The 14,726-nt window shown below is 44.1% G+C and carries 12 protein-coding genes and 12 tRNA genes; all 24 read left to right on the top strand.

Features of this window, described 5'->3' with window-relative positions; all coding sequences use genetic code 11:
- Positions 1 to 26 precede the first annotated feature (26 nt).
- Positions 27 to 98: transfer RNA gene (locus tag K4H96_RS11615), tRNA-Gly, on the top strand.
- Positions 99 to 105: 7 nt separating this feature from the next.
- A tRNA-Leu gene (locus K4H96_RS11610) sits at positions 106 to 191 on the top strand.
- Positions 192 to 222: 31 nt separating this feature from the next.
- Positions 223 to 296: transfer RNA gene (locus tag K4H96_RS11605), tRNA-Arg, on the top strand.
- Between the two features lie 19 nt (positions 297 to 315).
- Positions 316 to 389 (top strand) — tRNA-Pro (locus K4H96_RS11600).
- 5 nt (positions 390 to 394) lie between these two features.
- Positions 395 to 468: transfer RNA gene (locus tag K4H96_RS11595), tRNA-Met, on the top strand.
- Between the two features lie 13 nt (positions 469 to 481).
- Positions 482 to 555: transfer RNA gene (locus K4H96_RS11590), tRNA-Ile, on the top strand.
- Positions 556 to 567: 12 nt separating this feature from the next.
- A tRNA-Ser gene (locus tag K4H96_RS11585) sits at positions 568 to 657 on the top strand.
- Positions 658 to 676: 19 nt separating this feature from the next.
- Positions 677 to 750 (top strand) — tRNA-Met (locus K4H96_RS11580).
- 5 nt (positions 751 to 755) lie between these two features.
- A tRNA-Phe gene (locus K4H96_RS11575) sits at positions 756 to 828 on the top strand.
- Positions 829 to 848: 20 nt separating this feature from the next.
- A tRNA-Gly gene (locus K4H96_RS11570) sits at positions 849 to 919 on the top strand.
- Between the two features lie 34 nt (positions 920 to 953).
- Positions 954 to 1,027 (top strand) — tRNA-Ile (locus K4H96_RS11565).
- Positions 1,028 to 1,036: 9 nt separating this feature from the next.
- Positions 1,037 to 1,124: transfer RNA gene (locus K4H96_RS11560), tRNA-Ser, on the top strand.
- Between the two features lie 72 nt (positions 1,125 to 1,196).
- Complete coding sequence (mreC, locus tag K4H96_RS11555) at positions 1,197 to 2,012, top strand: rod shape-determining protein MreC (RefSeq protein WP_223337867.1); 816 nt, start codon at positions 1,197 to 1,199, stop codon at positions 2,010 to 2,012.
- A 1-nt stretch (position 2,013) separates the two neighbouring features.
- Positions 2,014 to 2,514 (top strand): rod shape-determining protein MreD, encoded by a 501-nt coding sequence (gene mreD / locus K4H96_RS11550; protein ID WP_002916819.1) that lies wholly within the window; start codon positions 2,014 to 2,016, stop codon positions 2,512 to 2,514.
- A gap of 96 nt (positions 2,515 to 2,610) precedes the next feature.
- Positions 2,611 to 3,825: a peptidoglycan hydrolase PcsB gene (gene pcsB, locus K4H96_RS11545; RefSeq protein ID WP_223337866.1), complete on the top strand. Its 1,215-nt coding sequence runs from the start codon at positions 2,611 to 2,613 to the stop codon at positions 3,823 to 3,825.
- A 124-nt stretch (positions 3,826 to 3,949) separates the two neighbouring features.
- A complete protein-coding gene (locus tag K4H96_RS11540) occupies positions 3,950 to 4,915 on the top strand; it encodes a ribose-phosphate diphosphokinase (RefSeq protein WP_223337865.1) in 966 nt (321 codons plus the stop codon).
- Between the two features lie 314 nt (positions 4,916 to 5,229).
- Entirely contained in the window at positions 5,230 to 5,799 is a 570-nt protein-coding gene (locus tag K4H96_RS11535) for an LPKTxAVK-anchored surface protein (protein WP_002905703.1), read from the top strand.
- 94 nt (positions 5,800 to 5,893) lie between these two features.
- Positions 5,894 to 6,736, top strand: coding sequence for a class B sortase, LPKTxAVK-specific (gene srtB / locus K4H96_RS11530; protein ID WP_223337864.1), 843 nt, complete (start codon positions 5,894 to 5,896; stop codon positions 6,734 to 6,736).
- Between the two features lie 179 nt (positions 6,737 to 6,915).
- The gene (locus K4H96_RS11525) at positions 6,916 to 8,088 is read left to right on the top strand and encodes a pyridoxal phosphate-dependent aminotransferase (RefSeq protein ID WP_223337863.1); all 1,173 of its coding nucleotides are present in this window, start codon (positions 6,916 to 6,918) and stop codon (positions 8,086 to 8,088) included.
- On the top strand, positions 8,081 to 8,854 hold the full coding sequence (recO, locus tag K4H96_RS11520) for a DNA repair protein RecO (RefSeq protein WP_002920493.1): 774 nt from the start codon (positions 8,081 to 8,083) through the stop codon (positions 8,852 to 8,854). Before K4H96_RS11525 ends, recO begins: the two co-directional genes overlap by 8 nt.
- A gap of 5 nt (positions 8,855 to 8,859) precedes the next feature.
- Positions 8,860 to 9,858 (top strand): phosphate acyltransferase PlsX, encoded by a 999-nt coding sequence (gene plsX, locus K4H96_RS11515; RefSeq protein WP_223337862.1) that lies wholly within the window; start codon positions 8,860 to 8,862, stop codon positions 9,856 to 9,858.
- Positions 9,859 to 9,860: 2 nt separating this feature from the next.
- Positions 9,861 to 10,109, top strand: a complete 249-nt coding sequence (locus K4H96_RS11510) for an acyl carrier protein (RefSeq protein ID WP_049540798.1) — start codon at positions 9,861 to 9,863, stop codon at positions 10,107 to 10,109.
- A 151-nt stretch (positions 10,110 to 10,260) separates the two neighbouring features.
- Entirely contained in the window at positions 10,261 to 10,968 is a 708-nt protein-coding gene (purC, locus tag K4H96_RS11505; protein ID WP_223337861.1) for a phosphoribosylaminoimidazolesuccinocarboxamide synthase, read from the top strand.
- A gap of 19 nt (positions 10,969 to 10,987) precedes the next feature.
- The gene (locus tag K4H96_RS11500) at positions 10,988 to 14,722 is read left to right on the top strand and encodes a phosphoribosylformylglycinamidine synthase (protein ID WP_223337860.1); all 3,735 of its coding nucleotides are present in this window, start codon (positions 10,988 to 10,990) and stop codon (positions 14,720 to 14,722) included.
- The last annotated feature ends 4 nt before the right edge of the window (positions 14,723 to 14,726 follow it).

The following is a 14,726-nucleotide window of genomic DNA, read 5'->3' as shown; positions in this document are numbered from 1 at the left end:
ATGTAGCCGGCATTTTTGAATAGGATGCGAACGTAGTTCAGTGGTAGAACATCACCTTGCCAAGGTGAGGGTCGCGGGTTCGAATCCCGTCGTTCGCTTGAGGCGGCCGGGGTGGCGGAACTGGCAGACGCACAGGACTTAAAATCCTGCGATTGGTAACGATCGTACCGGTTCGATTCCGGTCCTCGGCATAGACTTGTAAGAGGCAGTAGAAGAAGATGAGCACCCTTAGCTCAACTGGATAGAGTACCTGACTACGAATCAGGCGGTTAGAGGTTCGACTCCTCTAGGGTGCATTAAGTAATAACTTAAGTTCGGGAAGTAGCTCAGCTTGGTAGAGTACTTGGTTTGGGACCAAGGTGTCGCAGGTTCGAATCCTGTCTTCCCGATAGATGGCGGTGTAGCTCAGCTGGCTAGAGCGTCCGGTTCATACCCGGGAGGTCGGGGGTTCGATCCCCTTCGCCGCTATAATGATCTTGTCGGACCTTTAGCTCAGCTGGTTAGAGCTCTCGGCTCATAACCGAGTGGTCGTAGGTTCAAGTCCTACAAGGTCCATAGTGTTATCTTGGAGGATTACCCAAGTCCGGCTGAAGGGAACGGTCTTGAAAACCGTCAGGCGTGTAAAAGCGTGCGTGGGTTCGAATCCCACATCCTCCTTAGGGACGAATAGTATTAACGCGGGATGGAGCAGCTAGGTAGCTCGTCGGGCTCATAACCCGAAGGTCGTAGGTTCAAATCCTGCTCCCGCAATAGTTGGCTCGGTAGCTCAGTTGGTAGAGCAATGGATTGAAGCTCCATGTGTCGGCGGTTCGATTCCGTCTCGCGCCATACATTATCATAGTGGTGATGCGGGTGTAGTTTAGTGGTAAAACTACAGCCTTCCAAGCTGTTGTCGCGAGTTCGATTCTCGTCACCCGCTTTGAACGAAAGTTCATACCAAGTTTTTTGAACTTGGGCGCGTAGCTCAGGTGGTTAGAGCGCACGCCTGATAAGCGTGAGGTCGGTGGTTCGAGTCCACTCGTGCCCATTAAATATTGGAGAATTACTCAAGAGGCTGAAGAGGACGGTTTGCTAAATCGTTAGGTCGGGTAACCGGCGCGGGGGTTCGAATCCCCCATTCTCCGTATAATGAGGAGTTTAGCATTTGCTATCTCCTTTTCTTATACTTTCTCGTCCTGTTTAGTGAGGTTTTTCTGATGAATCGATTTAAAAAGTCTAAGTTTTTGATTTCTTTTTTTGTATTAGTTGTTGCAATGACGATACTCATCCTATCTACCTCTTCTAGTTGGTTTGTATCAACTACTTCAAATATTATTTCATTGGTAGATAGACTTGTTGGCTCTCCTTTTGCTTTTGTAGCTGATAAAAAAGAAGAAATGTCAGATTTGATGTCTACTTATAGAGAGAATCAGCAGCTCAAGAAAAATCTTTATGAGGTTGAGGAAAAGGCTGGGAAGGTAGATTCCTTAGAAGATGAGAATGAGCAGTTGCGAAAACTTCTGGAATTTAAAGAGGCTGATAAAAATCAAATACAAATTGCCAGCGAAGTGATTGCCCGTACGCCAGCATCCTGGAAAAATGAGCTGACTATTGACAAGGGGACATCTGATAATGTGACAGATGTTATGCTAGTAGTCGCTAATGGTGGTCTGGTCGGAAGTATTTCTGAAACTAGTAGTCAGTCTAGCTTGGTTTCTCTACTGACTAACGAGGAAAACTCAACTAAAATTTCTGTTAGAATTCAAACGAAGTCTGGTCCAGTTTATGGGATTATTACGGGTTATGATGCAAAAAACTCTGCTTATATCATCAGTCAGTTAAATAGTGCTGAAGATATAAAAGAGGGAGATGAGGTGGCAACCAGTGGCTTGGGTGCTTATAATGCAGAAAATATTCCTGTCGGTAAGGTACTTTCCGTGTCTGAGGCTAAGGATCAGTTAAACAAGATTGTTCTGGTTAAGCCGGCTGCTGATTTGTCGGATATCCGTGCTGTAATGTTGGTAGGGAACTGATATGAGAGATATTAAAGAACATCTTTTGACTCCTATTATTTTATTTTTTGTTTTATTGATCGACGGGCAGATTTCGACTTTTCTGGCTAATATTCTGCCTTTACAATGGCACTTAGTCAGTCATTTTATCTTTATTTTCATGCTTTTTGTTTCCATCAACCTCTCTAAAAACTACAATATTCTCTTATTTTGCGGTTTGGGGTTGATTTATGATGTTTACTATTTTCATACCATCGGTATTGCACTTATTCTTTTTCCTCTTTTAAGTCTTTTGGTTTGTCAGTCTAGTTCAACTATGCTTTTAAATAAATTTACTCGCTTTTTATCTGTTTTGATTCTTGTATTTTTATTTGAATTAATCAGTTTTACTTTTGCGGTATTTTTGAATCTTTCTAGTCTGAATTTACAGGATTTTGTTCTTAGCATTTTAGTACCGACTATCCTTCTCAATGGCCTGATATTCCTCATTTTTCAGCCTATTTTCGAAAAAATGTATTTATGATAAACAAGAAATAAAAATGTAATAAAGGCGTAACATATGATACAGCATTTTCTGGTATACTAGTTAATGTCTTATAAGAAGGAGTGTATTATTTTTATGAAGAAAAAACTACTCACATCAATTTTATTGAGTACGGTTATCCTTTCACAAGGAGCTGCACTTGTGAGCGTTAAAGCGGAGACAACTGATGAAAAGATTGCTGCACAAGACAGCAAGATTAATAGTTTGACAGAGCAACAACAATCAGCTCAGGCACAAGTCAACGAGATTCAAGGCCAAGTATCTGCTATTCAAAAGCAACAAGAAGAGCTTAAAGCAGAAAATGAAAAATTGTCTGCTGAATCTGCAAGACTTTCTGCTGAGATTGATGAACTGTCTAAAAACATCGTAGCTCGTAATGAGTCACTTGCAAATCAAGCTCGCAGTACCCAAACAAATGGAACTGCTACTAGCTACATCAATACAGTTGTGAATTCTAGCTCTATCACAGAAGCTATTTCTCGTGTAGCAGCTATGAGCGAAATTGTTTCAGCAAATAATAAAATGCTGGAACAACAAAAGAAAGATAAAGAAGTAATTGCTGAAAAGCAAGTTGCGAATAATGAAGCTATCAATACTGTAATTGCTAACCAAGAGAAGTTAGCTGATGATGAGCAAGCTTTGGCAACAAAACAAGCTGAATTGAAAGCAGCTCAGGCAAGTCTTGCGGCTGAAAAAGCGACTGCTGAAAACGAAAAGAATTCTCTTCTTGAAGAAAAAGCAGCAGCAGAAAAAGCAGCAGCAGAAGCAGCGGCTCGTGAAGCAGCTTATAAAGCAGAGCAAGAATCAAAACGCCAAGCAATTGAAGCTTCAGGAAATACTACCCTGCAAGCTCAGGTTCAAGCAGTTGTTAATTCAGCTCCAGCAGCTGAAGTAGCGGCTCCAGCTGCACCTGCAGCAACTCAATCTGTTGCCCGTGCGAATAGACCAGTTTATAGCTCATCTGCATCTTCTTATCCAGTAGGTCAATGTACTTGGGGTGCTAAGACATTAGCTCCTTGGGCCGGCGATTACTGGGGTAATGGTGGACAATGGTCTGCAAGTGCAGCAGCAGCAGGCTTCCGTGTTGGTTCACAGCCAGAAGTTGGAGCGATCGCATGTTGGACTGACGGTGGATATGGACACGTTGCAGTAGTAACAGCTGTTCAATCTACTACAAGCATCCAAGTATCAGAAGCAAACTACCTTGGACAACAATCAATTGGTAACTACCGTGGATGGTTTAATCCAACAACTGCACAAGGTACAGTTTCATATATCTATCCGAACTAATCAGTAAAAAGCGCCTCTGGCGTTTTTTATTTTTAATTGAAAAATCAATTGAAAAAAGTTACAATGGTAGTTGGGAAAAGTTGTAATTGGACAATGAAAGACGATTTAGAATCTGGAGGGAATCATGTCTTTTTCTGATTTAAAACTCTTTGCTCTTTCTTCTAATCAAGAATTAGCGCAGCGTGTTGCTCAAGAGATTGGATTGCCACTTGGGAAATCAACTGTTCGTCAGTTCTCTGATGGAGAGATTCAAGTGAATATTGAAGAATCTATTCGCGGGAAACACGTCTTTATTTTGCAGTCTACCAGCTCGCCAGTCAATGATAATTTGATGGAAATCTTGATTCTGGTAGATGCTTTGAAACGGGCTAGCGCTGAATCCATTAATGTTGTCATGCCTTACTATGGCTATGCTCGGCAGGATCGCAAGGCTAGAGCTCGTGAGCCAATTACATCTAAATTAGTTGCTAATATGTTGGAAATTGCTGGTGTGGATCGGATGCTGACTATTGACTTGCACGCAGCGCAAATCCAGGGCTTCTTTGATATTCCAGTGGATCACTTGATGGGTGCACCTTTGATTGCTGATTACTTTGAGCGCCGTAATATGACAGGAGGAGACTATGTGGTAGTCAGTCCTGACCATGGTGGTGTGAGTCGGGCTCGTAAGTTAGCAGAGTTTCTGAAAACCCCGATTGCGATTATTGATAAGCGCCGCAGTGTGGACAAGATGAATAGCAGTGAAGTCATGAACATCATTGGTAAGGTAGAAGGAAAAACTTGTATCCTAATTGATGATATGATTGATACAGCAGGAACTATCTGCCATGCAGCTGACGCTCTCGCTGAAGCAGGGGCTGTAGAAGTCTATGCTAGCTGTACTCATCCAGTCTTGTCTGGTCCTGCTATGGATAATATTCAAAAATCGGCGATTAAAAAATTGGTTGTGCTAGATACGATTTATCTGCCTCAAGAGCGCTTGATTGATAAGATTGAGCAGATTTCAATTGCGCATCTTTTAGGAGAAGCCATTGTCCGTATTCATGAAAAGCGGCCACTGTCACCCTTGTTTGAAATAGGCAAAAAATAATTTGAGATATATGGCTGGGATACTTGATTTCTGGCCTCTTTTTTATTTTATTCCTACTATCTTTTTTAAAAAAAGTCCAACATTCACTTTAAAAGAAAACTCAAATTACTTGATGTTTCAAATATAAATAAATGACCATTTAAATAGTTGGTAAATTGACAATTTGTCTCATCCCTTGGTATTATTTGGTTTTAAAAATTTTTATGTAGTAAAATTCTTGACTTTTTTAAGAGTTCGAACTATACTTAGTAGTAGGTAATATTAGGTAACGGGGAGTTACAATTATTTTTGAAAAGTAACGAGGAGATGAGATAATGAAAAAGGTTTTGCTTTCAAGTGCTGTGGCCCTTTCACTTTTCGCGGCTGCTGCACCAGTATTTGCTGAGGGTACAGCCAGTCTTTGGGTTAATGACATTGATAATAATGAAGTTCCCCAAGGCAGTACGGACTCAGAATCTAATAAAGTTATGGATGAACTGCAGGCCTATAGAGATGCACAATCAGCTCTGGATCAGCAAGTTGCTGAAGCTAAGAAAGCTCCGGTTGGCAAAAGTGCTGTGATGGAGGATCAAGCTGGTAACAAAGTTCTTGTTATTGGTGAGGGAGAGTCGGCTAATGCGGATCAGCCTTCAGTGGCACCATCTACTACAGATCCATCTACACCGGCTTATTCGGCAGCACCTTACTCCACAGCCTCTTCATCAGTTCCAACTTTTCCAGCACCGTCTCAATCTTCGGCGGCATCCTCTTCAACAGCAGGTAAAAAGAAGGCTAAAAAATCAGAAAATAAAGCAAAAAAAGCTCCGGAAGCAAAAGAAGAGAACAAGGAAAATGAGGAGAATTCTGAAGAAAAGTCACTTCCTAAGACAAGTGCAGTCAAATAATTTTGTCTTTAATTTGTGCTAACGCCTAAATATCACTGAGCCTTCGTTCGGTGATATTTTTTGTAAAAAATGAAAAATAAAGGATTTTTAGATTATGCAAGAAAAAGATAGGAGTCAAGCTTCGAATAAGAAACTGCTCCTTGTTGTTGGAATTTGCCTCCTACTGATTGTTCTGGTTATTTTTTCTGTTTTTTATTCTTTCCGTTCATCAGCATCAGGCAGCAAGCTTCGAGTTTCGCATCCTAGCAGGATTGAAATGTCAAGCTCATCTGCATCTTCAAGTCAGACAGAAAAGGAATATTTAGCAGAGCGTTTTGCTAAACTGAAAGCTGTGAATTCAGAAACGATAGGCTATGTCTATGCTCCTGGTACACAGTTGGATGAGCCAGTGGTGCAAACGAAAGATAATGCGACTTATCTGCTGAAGACTTTTGAAGGAAAGCAAGAGCCCTATATGGGAGCGGTCTTTATGGATAAGGACAATCATAAAGATTTCAGCGATCGTCTGACTTGGCTTTTCGGGCATGCTCGGGGTAGCAAGGCAGGAGATCATCGCATGTTTAATGATGTCAACTACTATGATCGTCAGGATTATTTTGACAAACATAGATATGTCGTGATTGAGACTCCTGAGCGTAAGTATTATTATCAAGCTATGGGACTGGTCATCGTGCCGGAAGAGACTGCTTTTTATCGGACGGAGTTTAAGGATGACGAGGACTTTACAACTCAGCTTAGAAATATCTATGAGGCTGCTCGGACAAAGGATCCCAAGATAAAGATTAAGGCGAGTGACCGGTATTTAGTTCTCTCAACCTGCCGTGAGGAAGATGACACGATTCGTTCTAACCTTTATTTGCGGCAGATTCCTGATTCAGAACTGCCAGATTTTCTGGCCAAGCATGGCAAGGAATTGACTTATACACCGACTCGTTGATTGGCCAGTCACGTGAGATGCAGCTATATCCACTATCTACCAGAGAAGAATTTTAAGGCAAGGCCAAAAGGGACTGAGTGCAAGCTTAGTCCTTTTTCTGCATGGGAAATCATGTAATAGCTTTTGCTATGCTTCTGCATTTATAGTATAATAGTTCTATTGAGCGGCTGGAGGTATGTATGGATTTAAGTAAGAAATTTAATAAAAACTTAGAAAAAATAGAAATTTCGCTGATTCGTCAGTTTGACCAATCAATTTCTGCTATTCCGGGAGTTCTTCGGCTAACCTTAGGGGAGCCGGACTTTACAACACCGGATCATATCAAAGAAGCAGCCAAGGCGGCGATTGATGCTAATCAAAGTCACTACACTGGTATGAGCGGTCTCTTGGAGCTGCGTCAGGCGGCTAGCAGCTTTGTGAAAGAAAAGTACAATCTGCACTATCGCCCAGAAGATGAGGTTTTGGTCACAATTGGGGCGACAGAGGCCTTGTCAGCTACGCTGACAGCTATTTTAGAAGAAGGAGATAAGGTCTTGCTGCCAGCTCCTGCTTATCCAGGCTATGAGCCTATTGTCAATCTAGTGGGGGCAGAGATTGTCGAGATTGACACAACGGCCAATAACTTTGTCCTCACTCCAGAGATGCTGGAAGCAGCTATTTTGGAGCAGGGCGAGCAGCTAAAAGCGGTCATTCTTAATTATCCAGCCAATCCGACCGGCGTGACTTATTCGCGGGAGCAGATAAAAGCTCTGGCGGATGTCCTAGGAAAATACCAAGTCTTTGTGGTCTGCGATGAGGTCTATTCTGAGCTGACCTATACAGAGCAGGGACATGTTTCCATCGCGGAGTATCTGCCAGACCAAACCATCGTTATCAACGGCCTGTCTAAGTCTCATGCCATGACTGGCTGGCGGTTGGGCTTTATCTTTGCTCCAGCAGTTTTCACTGCTCAGCTGATTAAGAGCCATCAGTATCTCGTAACAGCAGCCAATACCATGGCTCAGTTTGCAGGCATTGAAGCCCTGACAGTTGGGAAAGATGATGCGGAACCAATGAAGGCTGAGTATATCCAGCGTCGCGATTATATCATAGAGAAAATGGCTGAGCTAGGCTTTAAGATTATCAAACCAGATGGGGCTTTTTATATTTTTGCTAAGATACCAGACGGTTATAATCAAGATTCTTTCGCCTTTCTGCAGGATTTTGCGGAGAAGAAGGCCGTGGCCTTTATCCCAGGAGCGGCTTTTGGTCAATATGGGGAAGGCTATATCCGCCTGTCCTATGCGGCTAGTATAGAGACGATTCGAGAAGCTCTGAAGCGCCTCAAGGACTACATGGAGGACTATGCTTAAATCTCTAACAAGTCAAGGTCTGGTTCTCTATAACCGCAATTTCCGTGAGGATGATAAGCTGGTCAAGATCTTTACGGAACAGGCTGGCAAGCGTATGTTTTTCGTCAAGCATGCTGGGAAATCTAAGCTAGCACCCGTCATTCAGCCTTTGACTGCGGCGAACTTACTGATGAAAATCAATGATGATGGTCTTAGCTATATCGAGGACTATCAAGATGTGGTCACCTACCATCGCATCAATGAGGATTTATTCATCATGGCCTATGCCAGTTATGTGGCAGCCTTGGCAGATGCCAGTCTTCAGGACAATCAGCCGGATCCGGCGCTCTTTGCTTTTCTGCAGAAAACCCTGGAGCTGATGAATAATGGTCTGGACTATGAGGTGCTGACCAATATCTTTGAGATTCAGATTTTATCACGTTTTGGAGTTTCGCTGAACTTCCATGACTGTGCCTTTTGTCATCGGACAGGTCTGCCTTTTGACTTCTCTTTCAAATATAGCGGAGTCCTTTGCCCTGATCATTACCATCAGGATGAACGGCGCTGTCATCTGAATCCTAATCTTCCTTTTCTGCTGGATCAGTTTCAGGCAGTCCGCTTTAGCGAATTGGAGACCATTTCTTTGAAGCCAGATATTAAAAAGCAGCTGCGGGATTTTATCGATCTGCTCTATGATGAATATGTCGGCATCCATCTCAAATCCAAAAAATTTATAGATTCTCTGGGGGACTGGGGAAGCATTTTAAAAGATAAGAACGAGGAATAAATCGAATGAAAAAAATAGCTGTTGATGCTATGGGAGGGGACAATGCCCCTCAGGCTTTGGTGGAAGGAGTCAATCGAGCGGTACAGGAGTTTTCGGATATTGAAATTCTCCTTTATGGCGATGAGGCGAAAATTAAGCCTTTTCTGACTGCTGGTGAGCGGGTCCGCATCATCCACACGGAGGAAAAGATTGACTCGGACGACGAGCCGACAAAGGCCATTCGTCAGAAGAAAGAGGCTAGTATGGTGCTGGCAGCCAAGGCTGTGAAGGCAGGGGAGGCAGATGCCATGTTGTCTGCTGGAAATACTGGAGCGCTTTTGGCGGCAGGTTTCTTTATCGTAGGGCGTATCAAGAATATTGACCGACCAGGTCTCTTATCTACTATGCCAACGGTTGGCGGTCAGGGATTTGATATGCTAGATCTGGGAGCCAATGCTGAAAACACAGCCCATCATTTACACCAGTATGCGACTTTGGGTTCTTTCTATGCTGAAAATGTCCGAGGAATCAAAAAGCCGCGAGTGGGTCTTTTGAATAACGGAACGGAAAGCAGCAAGGGCGACCCTCTGCGCAAGGAAGCCTATGAGCTTTTAGCTGGGGATTCGACACTTAACTTTATCGGCAATGTAGAAGCGCGTGATTTGATGGATGATGTGGCGGATGTTGTCGTTGCAGATGGTTTTACTGGTAATGCAGTTCTGAAATCAATTGAGGGAACTGCTATCAGTATCATGGGTCAGCTGAAGAAGTCTATTTTAGGCGGTGGTTTCAAGGCTAAATTGGGAGCTTGGCTGCTCAAGGACAGCCTGCGAGGACTCAAAAATAGTCTGGACTATTCTAGTGCAGGCGGTGCAGTTCTATTCGGTTTGAAAGCGCCTGTTGTCAAAACGCATGGCTCTAGCGATGCTAAGGCTGTTTATAGCACGATTCGTCAGATTCGGACCATGTTGGAAACGGATGTTGTTGGTAAATCGGTCATTGAATTTTCAGATGCAAAGGAGTAACTATGAGCGAAAAAGAAATTTATACAAAAATTGTCGAAATCATTCAAGAACATGACAGCAGTAAGCTGCATGTCACTCCGGAATTGAATTTGAAAGAAGAACTGGGAGTGGACTCTGTTGATTTGATGGAATTTATCATCAATCTGGAAGAAGCTTTTGATATTGAGATTCCTGATGAGGATATGGATAACTTCAAAACAATTTCTGATGTAGTGGCTTATATCCATGAGAAACTGAAGAAGCAACATTAAAAATCAAAGATCGGTATTTTCCGGTCTTTTTTCGTATTGGGAAGGAAACGATTTCTTCAGATGGACACAGAAAGTTTATACGGAATTTCTTGTAAAATATATTCAAAGATGATAAAATGAGGGTATAAAACCACGAAAGGCGAATATTAAAATGTTTAATAAGTTGTTATATTCGGGAAAAGCTAAGGATATTTTCTCTACAGATGATGAGCAAGTCATTCTGGCACGCTACAAGGATCAGGCAACGGCTTTTAATGGAGTCAAGAAGGAGCAGATTGCTGGTAAAGGAGTGCTCAACAACCAGATTTCATCTTTTATTTTTGAAAAACTCAATGCAGCTGGTGTGGCGACGCATTTCATTGAGAAGGTTTCGGATACCGACCAGCTAAATAAAAAAGTAGAGATTATTCCTTTGGAAGTGGTGCTGCGCAACTACACAGCAGGTTCTTTTTCCAAACGTTTTGGAGTAGAAGAGGGCATCGCGCTTGAAACTTCGATTGTAGAATTTTATTACAAAAATGATGAGTTAGATGATCCTTTCATCAATGACGAGCATGTGAAATTCTTGAAGATTGCTAGCGATCAAGAAATTGCCTTTTTGAAAGAGGAGACTCGTCGAATCAACAAGCTCTTGTCAGACTGGTTCCGCCAAATCGGACTGAAATTGATTGATTTCAAGTTAGAGTTCGGCTTTGACAAAGATGGCAAGATTATTCTGGCGGATGAATTTTCACCAGATAATTGCCGTCTCTGGGATGCGGAAGGCCATCACATGGACAAGGATGTTTTCCGGCGTGGCCTTGGCGAACTGACAGATGTCTATCAGGTTGTTTGGGAAAAATTGCAGGCGATTAGGTAAGGACAGGGTGTGAAAAATCATGGACAAGCGTATTTTTGTAGAGAAGAAGAGCAACTTCGGTGTGAAGTCACAGAGCTTGGTGAGAGAGCTGACGCATAATCTTCAGTTGAAAACATTGTCAGATCTTCGGATGATTCAAGTTTATGATGTCTTTCATCTGGCAGAAGATTTGGTCGCTCGGGCTGAAAAGCATATTTTCTCTGAGCAAGTGACTGATAGATTGCTGACGGAGGAGGAAGTAGAGGATGCACTTGCAGAGACAGCGTTTTTTGCCATCGAAGCGTTGCCGGGTCAGTTTGACCAACGAGCAGCCAGCTCTCAGGAAGCCCTCTTTTTGCTCGGTGCTGGGACCGATGTTCTGGTGAGGACAGCTCAGCTTTATTTGGTCAATAAAGACATCTCAGACAGCGAGTTGGCAGCAATCAAGAAATACTTGCTGAATCCAGTTGATTCACGCTTTAAAGATATTGAGCAGCCGATCCAGCTGGAGCAATTCTCCGAGTCTGACAAGACCGTTCCGGTTCTGGACTTCTTTAAGGACTATACGGAAGCGGACTTTAAGGCCTACAAGCAGGAGCATGGTCTGGCTATGGAAGTGGCAGATTTGCTCTTCATTCAAGACTATTTCAAGTCGATTGGTCGTTTCCCGACGGAGACTGAGCTTAAGGTTTTAGATACTTACTGGTCTGACCACTGTCGACATACGACCTTTGAGACGGAGTTGAAGAAGATTGATTTTTCAGCTTCTAAGTTTGAAAAGCAACTCCAGGCCACTTATGATAAATACTTGGCTATGCGCGATGAGCTGGGACGTGGTGACAAACCGCAGACTCTCATGGATATGGCGACTATTTTTGGTCGTTACGAAAGAGCCAATGGGCGTCTAGATGATATGGAAGTGTCTGATGAGATCAATGCCTGCTCCGTAGAGATTGAAGTGGATGTGGATGGAGTTAAAGAGCCTTGGCTGCTGATGTTTAAAAATGAAACCCACAACCACCCAACAGAAATTGAGCCTTTTGGTGGGGCTGCGACCTGTATCGGCGGAGCCATTCGTGACCCGCTTTCTGGCCGCTCCTATGTTTATCAGGCTATGCGGATTTCAGGTGCGGGCGATATTACTCAGCCGATTGCTGAAACGCGGGCTGGCAAGCTCCCTCAGCAGGTCATTTCAAAAACTGCAGCGCACGGCTATTCTTCTTACGGGAATCAAATTGGTCTAGCAACGACCTATGTTCGTGAGTATTTCCATCCAGGCTTTGTAGCCAAGCGGATGGAGCTAGGTGCAGTTGTTGGTGCGGCTCCTAAGGAAAATGTTGTCCGTGAAAAACCAGCGGCAGGTGATGTGGTTATCTTGCTGGGAGGCAAGACGGGCCGTGATGGTGTCGGTGGAGCGACTGGATCGTCCAAGGTGCAGACAGCTGCGTCTGTGGAGACTGCTGGTGCTGAAGTACAAAAAGGAAATGCTATTGAGGAGCGCAAGATTCAGCGTCTCTTCCGCGATGGCAATGTGACTCGTCTCATCAAGAAATCCAATGACTTTGGGGCCGGGGGTGTCTGCGTAGCTATTGGTGAATTGGCAGATGGGCTGGAAATTGACCTTGACAAGGTGCCGCTCAAATACCAAGGACTTAACGGTACAGAAATCGCGATTTCTGAGTCACAGGAGCGGATGGCTGTTGTGGTCCGTCCAGAAGATGTGGAACAATTTATCGCCGCGGCAGCTAAGGAAAATCTGCTGGCAGTCGTTGTTGCAAAAGTGACGGAAAAGCCAAATCTAGTCATGCACTGGAACGGGGAAACTATCGTGGATATTGAGCGGAGTTTTCTGGATACCAATGGTGTGCGTGTGGTTGTGGATGCCAAGGTTGTGGATTCCCAAGCAGCATTGCCAGGGCAGACTGTGACTTCTGAAGCGACTTTGGAGCAGGACCTCAAGAGCTTGCTCAGTGACCTCAATCATACCAGTCAAAAGGGGCTGCAGACAATCTTTGATAGCTCTGTTGGCCGCTCTACTGTCAATCATCCAATTGGCGGGCGCTACCAAATCACGCCGACTGAGGCTTCTGTGCAGAAGCTGCCAGTTGAGCATGGCAAGACTGAGACAGTATCTGTGATGGCGCAGGGCTACAATCCTTATGTGGCAGCTTGGTCGCCTTATCATGGAGCAGCTTATGCAGTGATTGAAGCGACAGCTCGCTTGGTTGCTGCTGGTTCGGACTGGTCCAAGGCTCGCTTCTCTTATCAAGAATACTTCGAGCGGATGGACAAGCAGGCCGAGCGTTTTGGACAGCCAGTCTCTGCTCTGCTTGGTTCGATTGAAGCCCAGATTCAGCTAGGTTTGCCGTCTATCGGTGGCAAGGATTCCATGAGCGGAACCTTTGAAGAATTGACCGTACCTCCAACCTTGGTAGCTTTTGGAGTGACTACTTCAACTGCTGGGCGCATCCTGTCTCCAGAGTTTAAGGCGGCAGGAGAGTCTATATACTATCTGCCGGGACAGGTCCTGTCTCAGGATATTGACTTTGACTTAATCAAGAATAATTTTGAAAATTTTGCGGCCATTCAGGCCAAGTATCAGATTACAGCAGCCGCCGCTGTTAAATACGGTGGTCTGGCAGAGAGTCTGGCCTTGATGAGCTTTGGTAATCGTATTGGTGCTCAAGTGGATGTTGCTGTTCTGCCTTCCGTTTTGCAGGCGCAGCTGGGCGGATTTGTCTTTACCAGTCCGAAGCAGGATATTCCAGACGCAGTGAAGATCGGTCAGACCAAGCCAGACTTTACACTGATTGTCAATGGTGTCCAGCTTGAGGGAGCAGAGCTCTTGGCAAGCTTTGAAGGCCGACTAGAGCCTATCTACTCGACAGAATTTAAACAAGAAACAGTTATTGAAGAAGTGCCGGCTCTTGTCGCTGATACAGTTATCAAAGCCAAAGAGACAGTAGCGGAGCCGTTGGTTTATATCCCAGTCTTCCCTGGAACCAACTCAGAATACGATTCAGCCAAAGCCTTTGAAGCAGCTGGAGCCAAGGTCAATCTAGTTCCGTTCGTTACTTTGGATGAAGCAGCCATTGTCAAGTCCGTAGACAGCATGGTTGACAACATTGACAAGTCCAATATCATCTTCTTTGCAGGCGGCTTCTCTGCTGCAGATGAGCCAGATGGATCCGCTAAGTTTATCGTCAACATCCTTCTCAACGAGAAGGTTAAGAAAGCCATTGATGCTTTTATCGCTCGCGGCGGTCTCATCATTGGTATCTGTAATGGATTCCAGGCTCTGGTTAAATCCGGTCTTCTTCCTTACGGAAATTTTGAAGAAGCAGGGGCTAGCAGCCCAACTCTCTTTTACAATGATGCTAACCAGCACGTGGCCAAGATGGTTGAAACCCGCATTGCCAATACCAACTCGCCTTGGTTGGCTGGTGTGCAAGTGGGAGATATCCATACCATTCCGGTTTCACATGGTGAAGGAAAATTTGTCGTGACGGCTGAGGAATTTGCTGAGCTGCGCGATAATGGTCAGATTTGGAGTCAGTACGTAGACTTTGACGGTCAGCCGAGCATGGACAGTAAGTATAATCCAAACGGCTCTCTCTACGCTATCGAAGGAATTATGAGTAAGAACGGCCAAATCATTGGGAAGATGGGTCACTCAGAACGTTATGAAGACGGCCTTTTCCAAAATATTCCAGGTCAGAAAGACCAGAAATTGTTTGAAAGCGCCGTTCGTTATTTCCAAGCGAGTTACGAATAAAGTT

The sequence above is a fragment of the Streptococcus sanguinis genome, from assembly GCF_020729765.1.
Classification (GTDB): Bacteria; Bacillota; Bacilli; order Lactobacillales; family Streptococcaceae; genus Streptococcus; species Streptococcus sanguinis_Q.
This window is presented reverse-complemented; position numbering and strand designations above follow the sequence as displayed.

Coding starts and splice junctions, on each gene's coding strand:
- mreC (WP_223337867.1), top strand. CDS start 1,197: ATGAATCGATTTAAAAAGTCTAAGTTTTTGATTTCTTTTTTTGTATTA.
- mreD (WP_002916819.1), top strand. CDS start 2,014: ATGAGAGATATTAAAGAACATCTTTTGACTCCTATTATTTTATTTTTT.
- pcsB (WP_223337866.1), top strand. CDS start 2,611: ATGAAGAAAAAACTACTCACATCAATTTTATTGAGTACGGTTATCCTT.
- K4H96_RS11540 (WP_223337865.1), top strand. CDS start 3,950: ATGTCTTTTTCTGATTTAAAACTCTTTGCTCTTTCTTCTAATCAAGAA.
- K4H96_RS11535 (WP_002905703.1), top strand. CDS start 5,230: ATGAAAAAGGTTTTGCTTTCAAGTGCTGTGGCCCTTTCACTTTTCGCG.
- srtB (WP_223337864.1), top strand. CDS start 5,894: ATGCAAGAAAAAGATAGGAGTCAAGCTTCGAATAAGAAACTGCTCCTT.
- K4H96_RS11525 (WP_223337863.1), top strand. CDS start 6,916: ATGGATTTAAGTAAGAAATTTAATAAAAACTTAGAAAAAATAGAAATT.
- recO (WP_002920493.1), top strand. CDS start 8,081: ATGCTTAAATCTCTAACAAGTCAAGGTCTGGTTCTCTATAACCGCAAT.
- plsX (WP_223337862.1), top strand. CDS start 8,860: ATGAAAAAAATAGCTGTTGATGCTATGGGAGGGGACAATGCCCCTCAG.
- K4H96_RS11510 (WP_049540798.1), top strand. CDS start 9,861: ATGAGCGAAAAAGAAATTTATACAAAAATTGTCGAAATCATTCAAGAA.
- purC (WP_223337861.1), top strand. CDS start 10,261: ATGTTTAATAAGTTGTTATATTCGGGAAAAGCTAAGGATATTTTCTCT.
- K4H96_RS11500 (WP_223337860.1), top strand. CDS start 10,988: ATGGACAAGCGTATTTTTGTAGAGAAGAAGAGCAACTTCGGTGTGAAG.